The 14,043-nt window shown below is 67.1% G+C and carries 14 protein-coding genes; 6 read left to right on the top strand and 8 right to left on the bottom strand.

Annotated features, from left to right (window positions below):
• Window positions 1-2 precede the first annotated feature (2 nt).
• Both N826_RS15590 and N826_RS40045 read left to right on the top strand, forming a co-directional pair.
• Complete coding sequence (locus N826_RS15590) at window positions 3-1,694, top strand: PqiB family protein (RefSeq protein ID WP_044430326.1); 1,692 nt, start codon at window positions 3-5, stop codon at window positions 1,692-1,694.
• Window positions 1,695-1,714: 20 nt separating this feature from the next.
• On the top strand, window positions 1,715-2,278 hold the full coding sequence (locus N826_RS40045; protein WP_052831346.1) for a PqiC family protein: 564 nt from the start codon (window positions 1,715-1,717) through the stop codon (window positions 2,276-2,278).
• A 24-nt stretch (window positions 2,279-2,302) separates the two neighbouring features.
• Here the strand turns inward: N826_RS40045 and mnhG are convergent, their stop codons facing one another.
• The 7 genes from mnhG to N826_RS15550 form a co-directional block, all read right to left on the bottom strand.
• Complete coding sequence (gene mnhG, locus N826_RS15580) at window positions 2,303-2,680, bottom strand: monovalent cation/H(+) antiporter subunit G (protein WP_044430324.1); 378 nt, start codon at window positions 2,678-2,680, stop codon at window positions 2,303-2,305.
• A complete protein-coding gene (locus tag N826_RS15575) occupies window positions 2,677-2,958 on the bottom strand; it encodes a K+/H+ antiporter subunit F (RefSeq protein ID WP_044430322.1) in 282 nt (93 codons plus the stop codon). The genes mnhG and N826_RS15575 overlap by 4 nt, the downstream gene beginning before the upstream one ends.
• A 13-nt stretch (window positions 2,959-2,971) precedes the next feature.
• Entirely contained in the window at window positions 2,972-3,460 is a 489-nt protein-coding gene (locus N826_RS15570) for a Na+/H+ antiporter subunit E (RefSeq protein WP_044430321.1), read from the bottom strand.
• A complete protein-coding gene (locus N826_RS15565; RefSeq protein ID WP_244619582.1) occupies window positions 3,457-5,091 on the bottom strand; it encodes a monovalent cation/H+ antiporter subunit D in 1,635 nt (544 codons plus the stop codon). The genes N826_RS15570 and N826_RS15565 overlap by 4 nt, the downstream gene beginning before the upstream one ends.
• Window positions 5,088-5,432, bottom strand: a complete 345-nt coding sequence (locus tag N826_RS15560) for a Na+/H+ antiporter subunit C (RefSeq protein WP_044430319.1) — start codon at window positions 5,430-5,432, stop codon at window positions 5,088-5,090. The genes N826_RS15565 and N826_RS15560 overlap by 4 nt, the downstream gene beginning before the upstream one ends.
• Window positions 5,432-8,392, bottom strand: a complete 2,961-nt coding sequence (locus tag N826_RS15555) for a monovalent cation/H+ antiporter subunit A (RefSeq protein ID WP_044430316.1) — start codon at window positions 8,390-8,392, stop codon at window positions 5,432-5,434. Before N826_RS15555 ends, N826_RS15560 begins: the two co-directional genes overlap by 1 nt.
• 116 nt (window positions 8,393-8,508) lie before the next feature.
• On the bottom strand, window positions 8,509-9,009 hold the full coding sequence (locus N826_RS15550) for a PTS sugar transporter subunit IIA (RefSeq protein ID WP_044430314.1): 501 nt from the start codon (window positions 9,007-9,009) through the stop codon (window positions 8,509-8,511).
• Between the two features lie 216 nt (window positions 9,010-9,225).
• On the opposite strand from N826_RS15550, the gene N826_RS15545 reads away from it, so the two are divergent.
• From N826_RS15545 to N826_RS15530, 4 genes are all read left to right on the top strand, one after another.
• Window positions 9,226-9,465, top strand: coding sequence for a helix-turn-helix domain-containing protein (locus N826_RS15545; RefSeq protein ID WP_052831344.1), 240 nt, complete (start codon window positions 9,226-9,228; stop codon window positions 9,463-9,465).
• A 202-nt stretch (window positions 9,466-9,667) separates the two neighbouring features.
• Entirely contained in the window at window positions 9,668-11,155 is a 1,488-nt protein-coding gene (locus tag N826_RS15540) for a SulP family inorganic anion transporter (RefSeq protein ID WP_044430308.1), read from the top strand.
• Between the two features lie 148 nt (window positions 11,156-11,303).
• Window positions 11,304-11,969, top strand: a complete 666-nt coding sequence (locus N826_RS15535) for a MarC family protein (protein ID WP_044430305.1) — start codon at window positions 11,304-11,306, stop codon at window positions 11,967-11,969.
• Between the two features lie 82 nt (window positions 11,970-12,051).
• Window positions 12,052-13,032 (top strand): MBL fold metallo-hydrolase, encoded by a 981-nt coding sequence (locus N826_RS15530; RefSeq protein ID WP_244619581.1) that lies wholly within the window; start codon window positions 12,052-12,054, stop codon window positions 13,030-13,032.
• Between the two features lie 173 nt (window positions 13,033-13,205).
• On the opposite strand, the gene N826_RS15525 is transcribed toward N826_RS15530, so the two are convergent.
• Complete coding sequence (locus N826_RS15525; RefSeq protein ID WP_084720779.1) at window positions 13,206-13,916, bottom strand: haloacid dehalogenase type II; 711 nt, start codon at window positions 13,914-13,916, stop codon at window positions 13,206-13,208.
• Between the last annotated feature and the right edge of the window lie 127 nt (window positions 13,917-14,043).

The raw sequence follows: 14,043 nt of genomic DNA, 5'->3' as shown, positions 1-14,043 counted from the left end.
CCGTGGATAACAAGAACCGGGATGATACCAAGGTCACCCCGGCTGCGGAGCCCGTGCGCCGACGGCGCACCCTGCCCACCATCTGGATCGTGCCCATCGTGGCGGCCCTGGTCGGCGGCTGGCTGATCTGGCGCACGGCAAGCGACCGGGGACCGCTCGTGACGATCACGTTCGAAACGGCGGAAGGGATCGAAGCCGGCAAGACGAAGGTCAAGTACAAGGCCGTCGATGTCGGAACCGTCGAGAACGTCACCGTTTCCGAAGACCTTACGCATGTCCTGGTGACCGCCCGCATGGTCAAGCAGGCCTCGCCCTACCTGACCCAGGGCAGCCGCTTCTGGGTCGTCAAGCCGAGGCTGGGCACCGGCGGGATATCCGGCCTGACCACGATCGTTTCCGGCTCCTATATCGGGATCGATCCGGGAGCCGGCGATGCGGAAACCAGCTTCAAGGGCCTTGAGGACCCGCCGCTCGTCCAGACCAATACGCCCGGCCGGCGCTTCCTGCTGACCTCCAGCCGCCTGGGCGGCCTGGCGCCCGGCGTGCCGATCTACTATGCCGGCATCCAGGTCGGCGAGGTTCTCGGCTACGAGTTCACCCAGGACTGGGGAGAGCTCCACATTCCGGTCTTCGTGCATGCGCCCTATGACAGGCTGGTCCGGCCCAACAGCCGCTTCTGGAACACAAGCGGCATCGAGTTTTCCTACGGCCCGGACGGGCCGGCCCTGTCGATCGAATCGTTGCAGACCCTGGCAACCGGCGGTGTCGCCTTCGACACGCCCGGAATCGAGAACCCCAACGATCCCGCCGCCGAGGGATCGACATACCCCCTGTTCGAAAACCAGCGCAGCGTCGAGGCGGCGCGCTATACCCGCAAGCTGCCGTTCCTCGTCCATTTCGACGGCTCGGTGCGGGGATTGCGGCCGGGATCGCCGGTCGAGTTCAAGGGCATCCGCATCGGTCAGGTGACCGACGTGAAGCTGGCGTGGGATCAGGCGAGCAACAGCGTGCGCATCCCCGTTACGCTGGAGATCGAGCCGGAACGGATCGATTCCGCTCCGACCCCGTCCGATCCGTCGGCGGCGTCCGCCGACTATGACAGAGTGGACGCGTTGGTGAGGCGTGGACTGCGCGCCCAGGTCCAGACCGGTAACATCCTGACCGGCGAACTGGTGGTGGCGCTGGACCTTTTCCCGGCATCGCCGCCCGCCACCCTCGACACCTCCGGCCCGCTGCCCGAGCTTCCGGCGGAACCCAACGTGCTGGATACCGCCACCCGGTCGCTGACCGGGCTGATGGACTCGCTGTCCAAGGCCCCCATCGGCGAAACGGTCGAGGAACTGCGCGCGGCGGTCCATTCCGCCGGAGTCCTGCTCGGGGGTCCCGCCACCACCCAGGCCGTCGCATCGCTCAGCAGCACCCTGGTCGAACTCGACCGGACCATGCGGACGGTCAGCGGCGAGGCGGGTCCGATGATCCGCGCCCTGCGCGAGGCATCGGAGAGCGTCGCCGCGATCGGCACCGAAGCCGAAGCCACCCTGAAGTCGACCAACAGGGTCGTCGGTTCGGCGCAGCCGGTGGTCCAGGACATGACCGGCCTGATAAGGGAGCTGGCGACGGCCGCCCGGTCGATCCGGGTCTTCGCCGACTATCTGGAACGCCATCCCGAGGCCCTGATCCAAGGCAAACGATGATGAGATACCGTAATCGACTGATGAGTTCGCTTGCCGTCCTGCTGCTGGTCTCCGGCTGTGCCGGATCGGAGCCGAGCCGGCTCTACACCCTGACCGCCGCTCCCCCCAGGCCGCCAGCCGTGGCCGCCAAGCCCGGCCGGGTGATCGGGCTGGAGGGCGTGGCGGTCCCCGACCACCTGCGCCGGCCCGAGATCGTCGTGCGGACGACGGGCAACCGCCTGACCGCCCTGGAATACGACCGCTGGGGCGGCACGCTCGAACTGATGATCAACCAGACCCTGCTGCGGAACCTGAATGCCACGGTGGAAGGCGCCGAAGTGCTCCAGATGCCGATCCGCATGGAGCTGACGCCGAGCAACACGGTTGAGGTCGACATCGACCGGTTCGACGCGGAAGAGGCCGGGCAAGCCGTTCTCGAAGCCCGGTGGCGGATACTCGACTCGGACAGCCGGCCCCTGCGCTTCGGACGGACCGTCGTCCGCAACCCGATGGCGACGCCGCTCGACCCCGACCAGATCGCGGCGGCGCTAAGCCTGGCGCTCCGCGACCTGGCCGGCGACATCGGCGCCAGCTTGGCCAAATGACGGCTTAGCTTCGGACCGCTTCGGTCAGTCGCGCACATCCCGGTCCTTGACGGGAGGCAGAGGCGGCGGCGGCACGTCGTCGCTGCCTTCGGTGCGGTCGCGGTACAGGGCGGCGCGGGCCAGCAGCATCAGCGTGACGGGCGTGGTGACCACCATCAGCACGCCGATCAGCAGTTCGTGCAGCACCAGACGCGTTTCCAGCACGGAGAAGAACAGCATGGAGGCGGCCAGGACGCAGCCGATCCCCATGGTCGTGCCCAGGGTCGGGGCGTGGATGCGGTCGTAAAAGCTGCCGAGCCGCAGCAGCCCGAACGAGCCGATCAGCGCCAGCGCCGCCCCGAGAAGGAGCAGGAAGGCCGTCGGCACGGCTGCCCAGACCGGAAGGTCGGCGGCGTAAGTCATTCGATCACCTCTCCACGCATCAGGAACTTCGCCATCGCCGCCGTCGCGACGAACCCCAGCAGCGCGATGATCAGCGCCGCTTCGAAATACAGCGTGCTGCCGCTCCGCATGCCGAAGGTCAGCAGCAGCATCGTGGCGTTGACGTAAAGGGTATCGAGGCCGAGCACCCTGTCCTGGGCGCGCGGTCCGCGCAGCAGCCGGTAGGTGGCGCAGGCCATGGCCAGACCAAGAAGGATCTGGGCCAGGAACACCGACCAGCCCAGCAGCACGACGCTCATTCCAATGTCTCCATCAGCCGAATATCTCCATCAGCCGCCGTTCGTAACGGTCCTTGATGATCCTGACCCACTCTTCCTCGTCGATCAGGTCGAGGACGTGGAGCAGCATGGTATTGTCCGACGTGTCGTATTCGACCCAGAGCGTGCCGGGAGTCGCCGTGATGATGCAGGCCAGCGCGGTCAACCCATAGGGTGCCCGCATGTCCAGCGGGATGCGGACGAAACCCGAGACCCGCTCGGTCCCCCCGGGACGCAGCACGATCCAGGCGACCGCCCAGTTGGAACGGACGACTTCCCGCAGAACCACCGCCGCGAGGTCGAAAGCCACGCGCAGATGCCTGAACCGGACCCTCGGCGGCGCCAGCGCCATCAGCGCCCGCTGGGCGCCGAAGGCCACGGCCAAGCCCAGGATGACGGCGCCGGGAGTCAGGCTCTCGGTCAGCAAGAGCCAGATCGACAGCAGGGACGCCGTCATCAGGGAGAAGGGCAGCCACTTCCTCATGGCGCCCCTCCCCCGGTCATGCCCGACGCCTTGGACGGCGGCACGACGCTGCGGACGTATTCCTGCGCGCCGTGCAGCGACTGTGCGGTCGCTTCCATGAAGCGCATGACCGTGCCGGCCTCGATCGTCATGACGACGCAGAGCCCGAGCAGCAATCCGATCGGGACGATCTCGGTCACCTGGACCCGCGGAACCTCGCTTCCCGGCGACGCCCAGAAGACGTCGATGCCGGCGCGGGTCATCGCAACGACCGTCGCCAGCCCCGACAGGATCAGCGCCGCGAACAAGGCCCAGCTGGTGGCCGGCATGGCGCCGCTGGCGTTCAGCAGGGGCGCCAGCATGGCGAACTTTGCAAGGAAGCCGGGAAGCGGCGGCAGTCCCGCCAGCAGCAGGGCACAGGCGAGAAAGCTGATCCCCAGGATGGCCATGGTCGCCGGAATGGGCGTTCCGATCTCGCCGTCGTCGGTTGGTTCCTCGGCCTCGCCGAAGGCTTCCCGCGTCACCGCCAGCACGTCGGCGCCGACCTCGCGGCCGCGCTCCACCAGCTCGATCAGCAGGAAGAACGCGGAAACCGCGAGGACCGAACCGGTCAGGTAGAACAGCGCGCCGCCCGTCACCTCGACCTGCCCGACGCCGATCGCCGCCAGGAGGGTGCCGGAGGAGACGAGGATGCTGGCGCCGGCCAGCCGCGCCATGTTCTGCGTAGCGAGCACCGCCATCGAGCCGAAGGCGATGGTCAGCAGACCGCCGATCAGCAGCCACGTGCCGCCGAACCCGGCGGAGTCCCCGGCGCCCTCGCCGAACAGGAGCAGCCACAGCCGGAGCACGGCATAGATGCCGACCTTGCTCAGGATCGAGATGATGGCGGCTGAAGCGGTTCCCGCCGCGGCATAGGTGGTCGGCAGCCAGAACCCCAGTGGCCACATGCCCGCCTTGACCAGGAAGGCGACGCCCAGGATCGCAGCGCCGGCCTCCACCAGGGCCCGGTCCTCGGGCCGCAGCCCGGCGATGCGGGTCGCCAGATCGGCCATGTTGAGCGTGCCGGCAAGGCCATAGATCATGCTGACGCCGATCAGGAAGAGCAGCGAGGCGACGAGGTTGATCGCGACGTAGTGCAGGCCGGCTCGGACGCGGGCGATGCCGGAGCCGTACAGCGCCAGCCCGTAGGACGCCGCCAGCATGACTTCGAAGAACACGAAGAGATTGAAGAGGTCGCCGGTCAGGAAAGCGCCGTTCAGCCCCATGAGCTGGAACTGGAAGAGCGAATGGAAGAACGGCCCGACCCGTTGCCAGTGCGCCAGCGAGAACACCAGCGCCGCCAGCCCGAGCACGCTGGTCAGCAGCACCATCAGCGCCGCAAGCCGGTCCAGGACCAGGACGATGCCGAACAGCGACGGCCAGTCGCCCAGCCGGTAGATGCGGACGACGCCGGCATTCCCGGCCTCTCCTCCCACCGTGCCGTCCGCCATCAGCAGCAGCAGGACCGCGAGCGCCACCATCGCGAGCGCCGAGCCGACGGCAAGCGTCGCCTTGAGCGTGCGGCGGCGGTCGTCGATCAGCAGCAGCAGAGTCCCGGCCAGCAGCGGGACGACGATCGGAGCGATCGTCAGGTGATCCATCCAGTCGCTCACCGCTGCTGCTCCTTGCCGTCGACATGGTCGGTACCCGTCAGCCCGCGCGCGGCGAGGAGCAGGACGAGGAACAGGGCCGTTGTGGCGAAGCCGATGACGATGGCGGTCAGTACAAGCGCCTGGGGCACCGGGTCGGCCTGCACCGCGAGGTCGCCCGGAACGCCGCGCTCCAGCACGGGAGCCGCCGCCGTCCGGAGTCCGCCGGTCGAGAAGATGAACAGGTTGACCGCGTAGGACAGCAGCGACAGGCCGATGATGACCTGGAAGGTTCGGGGCCGCAGCAGCAGCCAGACGCCGGAGCCGGTCAGCACGCCGATGCCGAGTGCAACGATGATTTCCATCAATCTTCTCCCGCCGGGATTTGCTGAGCGACTTGCACCGGCGCCGGTGTTGTCGCCGCCTGGGCGGCGGCCGGGCGCGGGACGGCCCGATGGCCGCGCACCGACTGGTGGGCGAGCGCGATCAGCATCAGCACGGTGGCGCCGACCACGAGCGCGAACACCCCGATGTCGAAGATCAGGGCGCTCGCGACCGGGACGTCGCCGATGAAGGGGATCTCCGCATAGGCAAAGTAGGAGGTCAGGAACGGCCGGCCGGCCGCCCAGGCCGCCATCCCCGTGCCGGTCGCGAGCAGCAGGCCGACGGCGATCCAGGTCATCGGGCGTATCCTCAGGCTGGCCTCGGCCCACTGGGTTCCCCCGACCATGTACTGGAGAATGATCGCGATCGACGCCGTCAGCCCGGCCGCGAAGCCGCCGCCCGGCAGGTCGTGCCCGCGCAGCAGCAGGAACAGCGCCACGACGCCGATCACCGGGAACAGCAACCGCGTGATGACGGACGGGATCAGCAGCCAGTCGGCGACGGTGTCGCCCTCCGTCCGGTCCGGCCGGGCCTTGTCGTAGGCGCTCTGGTCGCGCTGCTGCTCCGGCACGTCGACGCTGTCGGATGCCGGACGGAACCGTCGGAGGAGCGCATAGGCGGTCAGCGCCACCACGCCCAGCACCGTCATCTCACCCAGCGTGTCGAACCCGCGAAAGTCCACCAGGATTACGTTCACGACATTGGTGCCGCCGCCCTCCGCATAGGCCCGTTCCAAGAAGTGCTGCGCCAGAATTTCCGGCGGGACCCTCGTCATCACGCTGTAGGCCAGGGCCGCCATGCCGCCGCCCGCGGCGATGGCGATGCTGAGATCCCGCACGCGGCGGGCCATCGTGAGCACTTCCCGCGAGCCAGGTATGTCGAGCCTCTTGGGCAGCCAGCGCAGGCCGAGCAGCAGCAGGATCGTCGTGACGACCTCGACCAGGAGCTGGGTCAGCGCCAGATCAGGCGCGGAGAACCAGACGAAGGTGATGCAGACCACCAGCCCGGTGCCGCCGAGCAGGATCAGCGCGGCCAGCCGGTGGAACTTAGCCTGACGCGCGGCGCCTAGCGCACAGACGGCGCCGATCGCCCAGATCAGGGCAAGCACCGGATCGATGTCGGCGGGCATCAGGTTGCCCGGTCCGGGCACACGCATGTAGACGGCCAGGGCGGCTGCCAGGATGGCCGCGCAAACGACCAGCCGCAACTGGGGTTGCAGGCGGCGGGTGCCGAAAACGCCTTCGAGCGACCGGGCGAGACGCCAGGACAGGAACACCATGGTCCGCTCGAACATGCGCCGTCCTTCCAGCCGGCGGATCAGCGGCGGCCCTTCCGTGCCCTTCCGCAGATGCCGCTGAAGCGCCAGGTAGAGCACGATCCCGGCCGCCAGCGCCGTGAAGCTCATCAGCAGGGGAAGGTTGAAGCCGTGCCAGACGGCCAGGCTGTAGTCCGGCGTCGCGGACCCCAAGGCGGAATGCGCGGCCATGTCCAGGTAGGGTCCGACCGAAGCCGACGGAAGCACGCCGATGATGATGCAGCCCAGCACCAGGATCTCGACCGGGAACCTCATCCAGGCGGGCGGCTCGTGCGGGGTGCGCGGCAGATCGACCGGGTCCGGGCCGAAGAAGGCGCCGTGGATGAACCGCAGGGAATAGGCGACGCTGAAGGCGCTCGCCACCGTGGCGGCGAACGGCAGGATGTCGAGCAGCAGCGTCAGCGACGCCTGGGCCGACAGCGCCTCCGCGAAGAACATCTCCTTCGAGAGGAAACCGTTGAGCAGCGGGACACCCGCCATGGCCGCCGCAGCCACCAGGGCCAGACGCGCCGTGAAGGGCATGAAGCGGTTCAGCCCGGACAGCCGGCGGATGTCGCGGGTGCCGGTCTCGTGATCGATGATGCCGACCGCCATGAACAGCGATGCCTTGAACGCCGCATGGTTGATGATGTGGAAGATCGCCGCCACCATCGCCAGCGCGCTGTTGAGGCCGAGCAGCAGGGTGATCAGCCCGAGATGGCTGATGGTCGAATAGGCGAGAAGCCCCTTCAGGTCATGCTGGAAGATCGCGACATAGGCGCCCAGCAGCAGCGTGGCGAGGCCGGCGGAACCGACGATCCAGAACCATTCCTCCGTCCCGGACATGACAGGCCACAGGCGCGCCATCAGGAAGACGCCCGCCTTGACCAGGGTCGCGGAGTGCAGGTAGGCCGACACAGGCGTCGGGGCCGCCATGGCGTGCGGCAGCCAGAAGTGGAAGGGGAACTGCGCGCTCTTGGTCAGCGCTCCAAGCAGGATCAGGACGAGGGCCGGCAGGTACAGCTGATGCGACCGGATCAGGTCGCCCGACGCCAGCACGCGGTCGAGGTCGTAGCTGCCGACGATGTGGCCCAGGATCAGGACGCCGGCGAACAGGCACAGCCCGCCGGTGGCGGTCACGGTCAGCGCCATGCGGGCACCGTCCCGGGCGGCCGCCGTGTGATGCCAGTACCCGATCAGCAGGAACGAGAAGAGGCTGGTCAGTTCCCAGAAGAAGGCGAGCTGGACCAGGTTGCCCGAGAGCACGACCCCCATCATCGAGCCCATGAAGGCGAGCAGGAAGGCGAAGAAGCGCGGGACCGGATCGTCCGCCGACATGTAGTATCGCGCGTAAAGCACCACGAGCGCGCCGACGCCCGACACCAGCCCCGCGAAGAGCCAGGCGAAGCCGTCCATCCGGAGCGAGAAGTCCAATCCTAGCGACGGCATCCACTCGGCGGCGTGCCGGAGGATGCCGCCCGCCGCCACCGTCGGATAGGCGGCCCAGACGAGTGCCAGTTCGGCCAGGGCGGTCGCCCCGGCCAGTACGGCCGCCGCCGTGCGGGCATGGGTCGGCAGGATCGCCGCGGCGATCGCACCGATGAACGGAAGTCCGACGGCGGCTATCAGGAGCAAGGCGTCTGGCATAATCCCCTACGGTCAGGCCTTCGAGCGGGAGCCGCGTCGCGGCGTCATGGTCGTCTTCGAATTTTGGAAACACCCTCCCGTCCGCGATACCGGCGGACGCGTCGGGTCTGGAGCGTTCAGGTATCGTCCGGCGGAGGAATGGTCGCCGGAATGGCGCCGTCGCGGGCGGCGGCCAGCTGGCGGACGAGATCGATGACGGCTTCCGGCGTCTCCGCCGAACGGATCCGCCGCAGCGACTGCGGGTCGCGCAGCGTCCGGCAGATCTCGGACATCGCGGTCAGCAGCCCCTTGCCTCCCGACGACGGCCACAGCACAAGGAAGACGATGTCGACCGGCTCGTCGTCGCGGGAGTCGAAATCGATGCCGCGGCCAAGCCGCGCCAGGAGGACGATCGGCAGCCCGTCGCCGTCGAGCTCCGCATGGGGAAGCGCCACTCCTTTGCCGAGGGCGGTGGAGCCGATCTGCTCGCGCGCCAGCAGAGCGTCGAGAATTTCCTGATCGGGCCGGCCGAGCCGGCTTGCCGCCTCGGTCGACATGAACTCCAGCAGGGCTCGCTTGGTATTCGCACTGACGTCGAGAAGAACGTTCGAGGACGAAAAAAGGTCGGTTATCCCCATCCGTGTCTCCTTTCCTGCGGGGGCCTCGTCCCGCGTGTCGGATGCAGCCCGCGGGCTTGGCAAGTCGGCTGCCATTCAGTGAACGCTTGCCGGACGATAATGGGCAATCGCGCGGCGGGAGCCGCGGCAGCAGGACCATAGCTAAACCTGCAACCGGCCGTTTCAACCAAAATGAGCTATATTGATCTTTGGATTTCGCGACCCATCTGGTGCGGCATGTCCTTGACACCGGAACAATGCCGCGCGGCTCGGGCGCTCCTGACCTGGACCCAGGACGACCTGGCTACCCGCGCGGAAGTGAGCCGCAGCACCGTGCGCGGTTTCGAGAACGGCCAGCACGAGCTTCACCGTGCTTCGGCCGCAGCGATCCGCCGCGCGCTCGAAGATGGCGGCGTCCTCTTCATCAATGCCGATGCCGACCATGGTCCCGGCGTGCGCATGGCCGAACACGGATAGTTCCCGTTGTTGCGCCGGGCATGGAACGGTGATAGACACCGACCATGCTGCATCGCAACAGTCCGCCCTGATCTTCCCGATCGTCCAGCGATTTTGCCCCGGCGCCTGATCAAGCAGGCAGCCGCAGCTTTTTTCACGCCTTCCGCCTCCATGCCGTCCGGCTCGCATCCGGGAAACGGCTCCCCATTCTGTTCAGGTCCCAATGACATTCGATAGTGCAAGACTCCGTTCGGAGTGGTTCGGCAACATGCGGGGCGACGTGCTTGCCGGCATTGTCGTCGCACTTGCCCTCATCCCGGAAGCGATCGCCTTTTCGATAATCGCCGGTGTCGATCCCAAGGTCGGCCTCTACGCTTCGTTCATCATCGCGGTCACCATCTCGATCGTCGGCGGACGTCCGGGCATGATCTCGGCCGCGACCGGCGCCATGGCCCTCCTGATGATCGATCTGGTCAAGGATCACGGCCTGGACTACCTGTTTGCCGCCACCCTTCTGACCGGTGCGCTCCAGATCGCAGTCGGCCTGCTGAAACTCGGACGCAGCATGCGGTTCGTTTCACGGTCGGTCATGACCGGTTTCGTCAACGCGCTGGCGATCCTGATCTTCATGGCCCAGTTGCCGGAATTCGCCGGGGCCAACTGGCAGATGTACGCCATCGTCGCGGCCGGCCTCGGCATCATCTATCTGCTGCCGCTGGTCACCACAGCGATCCCGTCGCCCCTGGTGGCGATCGTGGCGCTGACGGCGGTCGCCATCCTGACCGGTGCCGACGTGCGGACGGTCGGCGACATGGGGGAACTGCCGAGCGACTTGCCGACCTTCCTGATCCCGGCCGTACCGCTGAACCTGGAAACCCTCGGCATCATCCTGCCCGTCGCGGTCACGCTGACCCTGGTCGGGCTGCTGGAATCGCTCCTGACGGCCTCGATCGTCGACGACATGACCGGAACGCAGAGCGACAAGGACACGGAGATCCGCGGCCAGGGCATCGCCAACATCGTCTCCGGCCTGTTCGGCGGGATGGCCGGATGCGCGATGATCGGCCAGTCCGTCATCAACACGAAGTCCGGCGGACGCGGAAGGCTTTCGACGCTTACCGCCGGTCTGGTCCTGCTGTTCCTGATCCTGGTGCTTCAGGACTGGGTCGTTCGGATCCCCATGGCGGCCTTGGTCGCCGTCATGATCATGGTATCGATCGGCACCTTCGACTGGGGCTCCCTTCGCCAGCTTCGGACCATGCCGGCCAGTTCCTCCATCGTGATGGTCGCGACCACGCTCACCGTCGTCGTCACGCACGACCTGTCCAAGGGCGTCCTGGTCGGCGTGCTGCTGAGCGCCCTGTTCTTCGCGCGCAAGGTCGCACACATCGTCACGGTCGGAAGCACGCTGAGCGACGACGGCCGCCGCCGGACCTACACGGTCCACGGCCAGCTCTTCTTCGCCTCCGCCGAAGACTTCATCGCCGGGTTCGATTTCCAGGAACGCGTCGATCGCGTCGAGATCGACCTGACCGGCGCCCACCTGTGGGACTACACGGCAGTCGGAGCCGTCGACAAGGTCGTGCTGCGGTTTCGCCGGCAGGGCGCCGTCGTCGGTCTGACCGGCCTCAACCAAGCCAGTACCACGCTGCTCGACAGCCTCGGCATCCACGACAAGCCCGAAGCGAGCCGGCAACTTGGCGGCCATTGAAGGAGGGTCATTGAGCGGGCTGCCGCGAAGAGGGTCTTTGAGCGGGCTGCCGCGAAGAGGGTCTTTGAGCGGGCTGCCGCTGCGTCGATTGCCATAAGCCGGCGGGCTGATAGTATGGCTTCGACGCTGCAAGCAAGGCCGGGACGGAATGGATAGCATACCTGTTGCACAGAGTTTCCTGCTGGCCCTTTCCGCCCTGTTCTCGATCGTCAACCCGCTCGGCTCGGCCCTGATCTTCAGTCAGGTCACCGCCGACCGCAGTCATGGCGAGCGGCTGAACATCGCGCGCCGGATCGGCTTCTACTCGGCGCTGGTCATGCTCGGGGCGCTGTGGGGCGGTGCCTATATCCTGGCGTTTTTCGGGGTGAGCCTTTCGGCGTTGCGCATCGCGGGCGGCGTCTTCGTGGCGGCGCGGGCCTGGAGCCTGCTCCAGGCTCCCGAAACGACGGAGGAGCGCAAGCAGGAACAGGCCTCCCACGCCGAAGGCGCCGATGACGTCGCCTTCTTCCCCCTCACCATTCCCTTCACGACCGGACCCGGCACGATCGCGGTCGCGATCGCCCTTGGCTCCAACCTGCCGGCCGACGACAAGGCCCTCGCTTCGTTCTTCCTCGGAGCATCGGCGGCGGCGATCGTGGTGGCGCTGATCGTCTGGCTGGCTTATGCGTCGGCCGACCGTCTTGTAGCCCTGCTGGGCCAGGCCCGCTCCCGGGTGCTGACGCGCCTCACCGCCTTCCTGCTCCTGTGCGTCGGCACCGAGATCGCGCTGAACGGAGTGACCGACGCACTGCGCCCGCTGCTCGCAGCGAGATAACGGCAGCCCGTTGCCGCAGCGGCCGGCATCCCTATGTGAGTGGGGGCCGGCTTGGCCGAGCCGGATGTCCAGGAGAAGCCGAGTGGCCAAGCGCAATCCCTATCACCAAGGCCCGCCGGCCCACAATTACGACGGTGTGCGCTTCTTCAATCCGGGAGAACCGGAAACCGACCGCACGCTGCGCCAACTTCTGCGCTGGAAACTGGCGGGCGCTGCGGCGGCATGGCCGAAGCAGGTCGCGGTCCAGCGGACGGTGCCGGATGCCCAGGTAAACGGACTCCGGGTCACGATGGTAGGGCACTCGACCCTGCTGATTCAGGCGGCCCGCCTCAACATCCTCACCGATCCGGTTTGGTCGGCACGCGCCAGTCCCCTAAGCTTCGCCGGTCCGCGTCGGGTCACCGCTCCCGGAGTCGCCTTCGACGATCTTCCCCGGATCGACGCGGTCCTCCTGTCGCACAACCACTACGACCATCTCGACGTCGACACGCTCAAGCGGCTGCACGAGCGCGACGCGCCCCTGATCGTGACACCGCTCGGCAACGACGTGATCGTCCGCCGCCATATCCGCACGGCCCAGGTCGTCAGCGGCGACTGGGGAGACCGGATTGGGATCGGAGAAGGCGCCGAGGCTCACATCGTACCCGCCAACCACTGGTCGTCGCGCCGGCCAAGCGATCGCCGGATGGCGCTGTGGTGCGGCTTCATGATTCGGACGCCCGTCGGGCTGATCTACTTCGCAGGCGACAGCGGCTATGGCAGCGGCCGCATCTTCCGGAACATGCGAGAACGCTACGGACGGCCTGACCTGGCCCTGCTTCCGATCGGCGCCTACGCGCCCGAGTGGTTCATGTCCGCCCAGCATTGCGACCCTGACGGAGCCGTGCAAATTCTGCTCGATCTCGAGGCGCGGCATGCCCTGGGAATACACTGGGGCACGTTCCAGCTCACCGACGAGGGACGCGATGAGCCGGCCCGGCGGCTGAGCGCCGCTTTGGCCGACCATGGGATCGAGCCCGCACGGTTCAGGGCTGCCGTTCCGGCGATGGTCTGGGAGGGATGACTGGCCGAAGAATTTGACCTGCGTTCCGGAAGTGTTGGGCCATGGCCCAACCCACGAGACAGGAGCCTGTAGGTTGGGCCGTGGCCCAACAAACATTGTCCCGGCAGGTCAATGTCTTCGGCCCTTGGTATAAGATAGCGCCAGAGCGGAACAGGCGCCGCGCCAAGTCGGCGTCAGGGCGGCAAGAGCAATGCGGCCGCTCCATCCAAGTCCGACACCTCCGCATAGGGCAGCCAGTCCGGATTGCCGGCCTCACCCCGCCTGTTCACCCAGATGCCGCGTAGACCCAGTTCATGACGGGCCTTCATGTCCCAGTACATGCCCATCGCCACATGCACCGTCTCGTCCGGCGTCACGCCCATCGTGCGGTAGGCGTACTCGAAGAGTTGTCGCGATGGCTTGTAGGCCTGCGCCTGTTCGGCGGTAATGACGTAGTCGAAAGGCACGCCGATGCGCGCCACGGTCGGCGCGATAAGATCGTCGTCGGAGTTCGTGAAGATCGCCAGCTTGTAGCGCTCGCGCAGTCGCCGCAGGACATCCGGGACCTCGGGGTGCGGACCCATCGTCATGGGTGACGACGCGATGCGCTCGATCTCGTCCGCGCTCGGGTTCAGGCCATGTTCGCCGAACGCAGCGGCAAAGCCGATGCGCAGGATGTCTTTGTAGAGGCGGTGCGGTCTCTCCGCCGTCAGGCGTCGCCCCTGCGCGGAGAAGCTGTCGAGGATCGCGGATGCATTTGCGCCGCTCGCGTCGTGCTTCGCCAGCGTCGCGCCGATCTCGCGCAGAAGCACCTCGTACCACTCCACAAGAGTGCCATAGCAATCGAAGGTGATGACCTTCGGCGCGGGATCGAGCTTGAACATCGAGGTATCGGGTTCGGGCATCAAGAAAGCCTGCGTTTAGTGGATGGCGGGAAATATTTCGCCAAATGACGCCGGCATGCGTTCTGACGGGCTGCTTGCAGCCCTTATGCCGTCAAACAGCTTAGCGCTGTCAGCACCGGAAGACCAT

The organism is Skermanella aerolata KACC 11604 (assembly GCF_000936425.1).
GTDB classification, from domain to species: Bacteria; Pseudomonadota; Alphaproteobacteria; order Azospirillales; family Azospirillaceae; genus Skermanella; species Skermanella aerolata.
The sequence above is the reverse complement of the archived record's forward strand: the minus strand, read 5'-3'. Positions and strand labels throughout refer to the sequence as shown.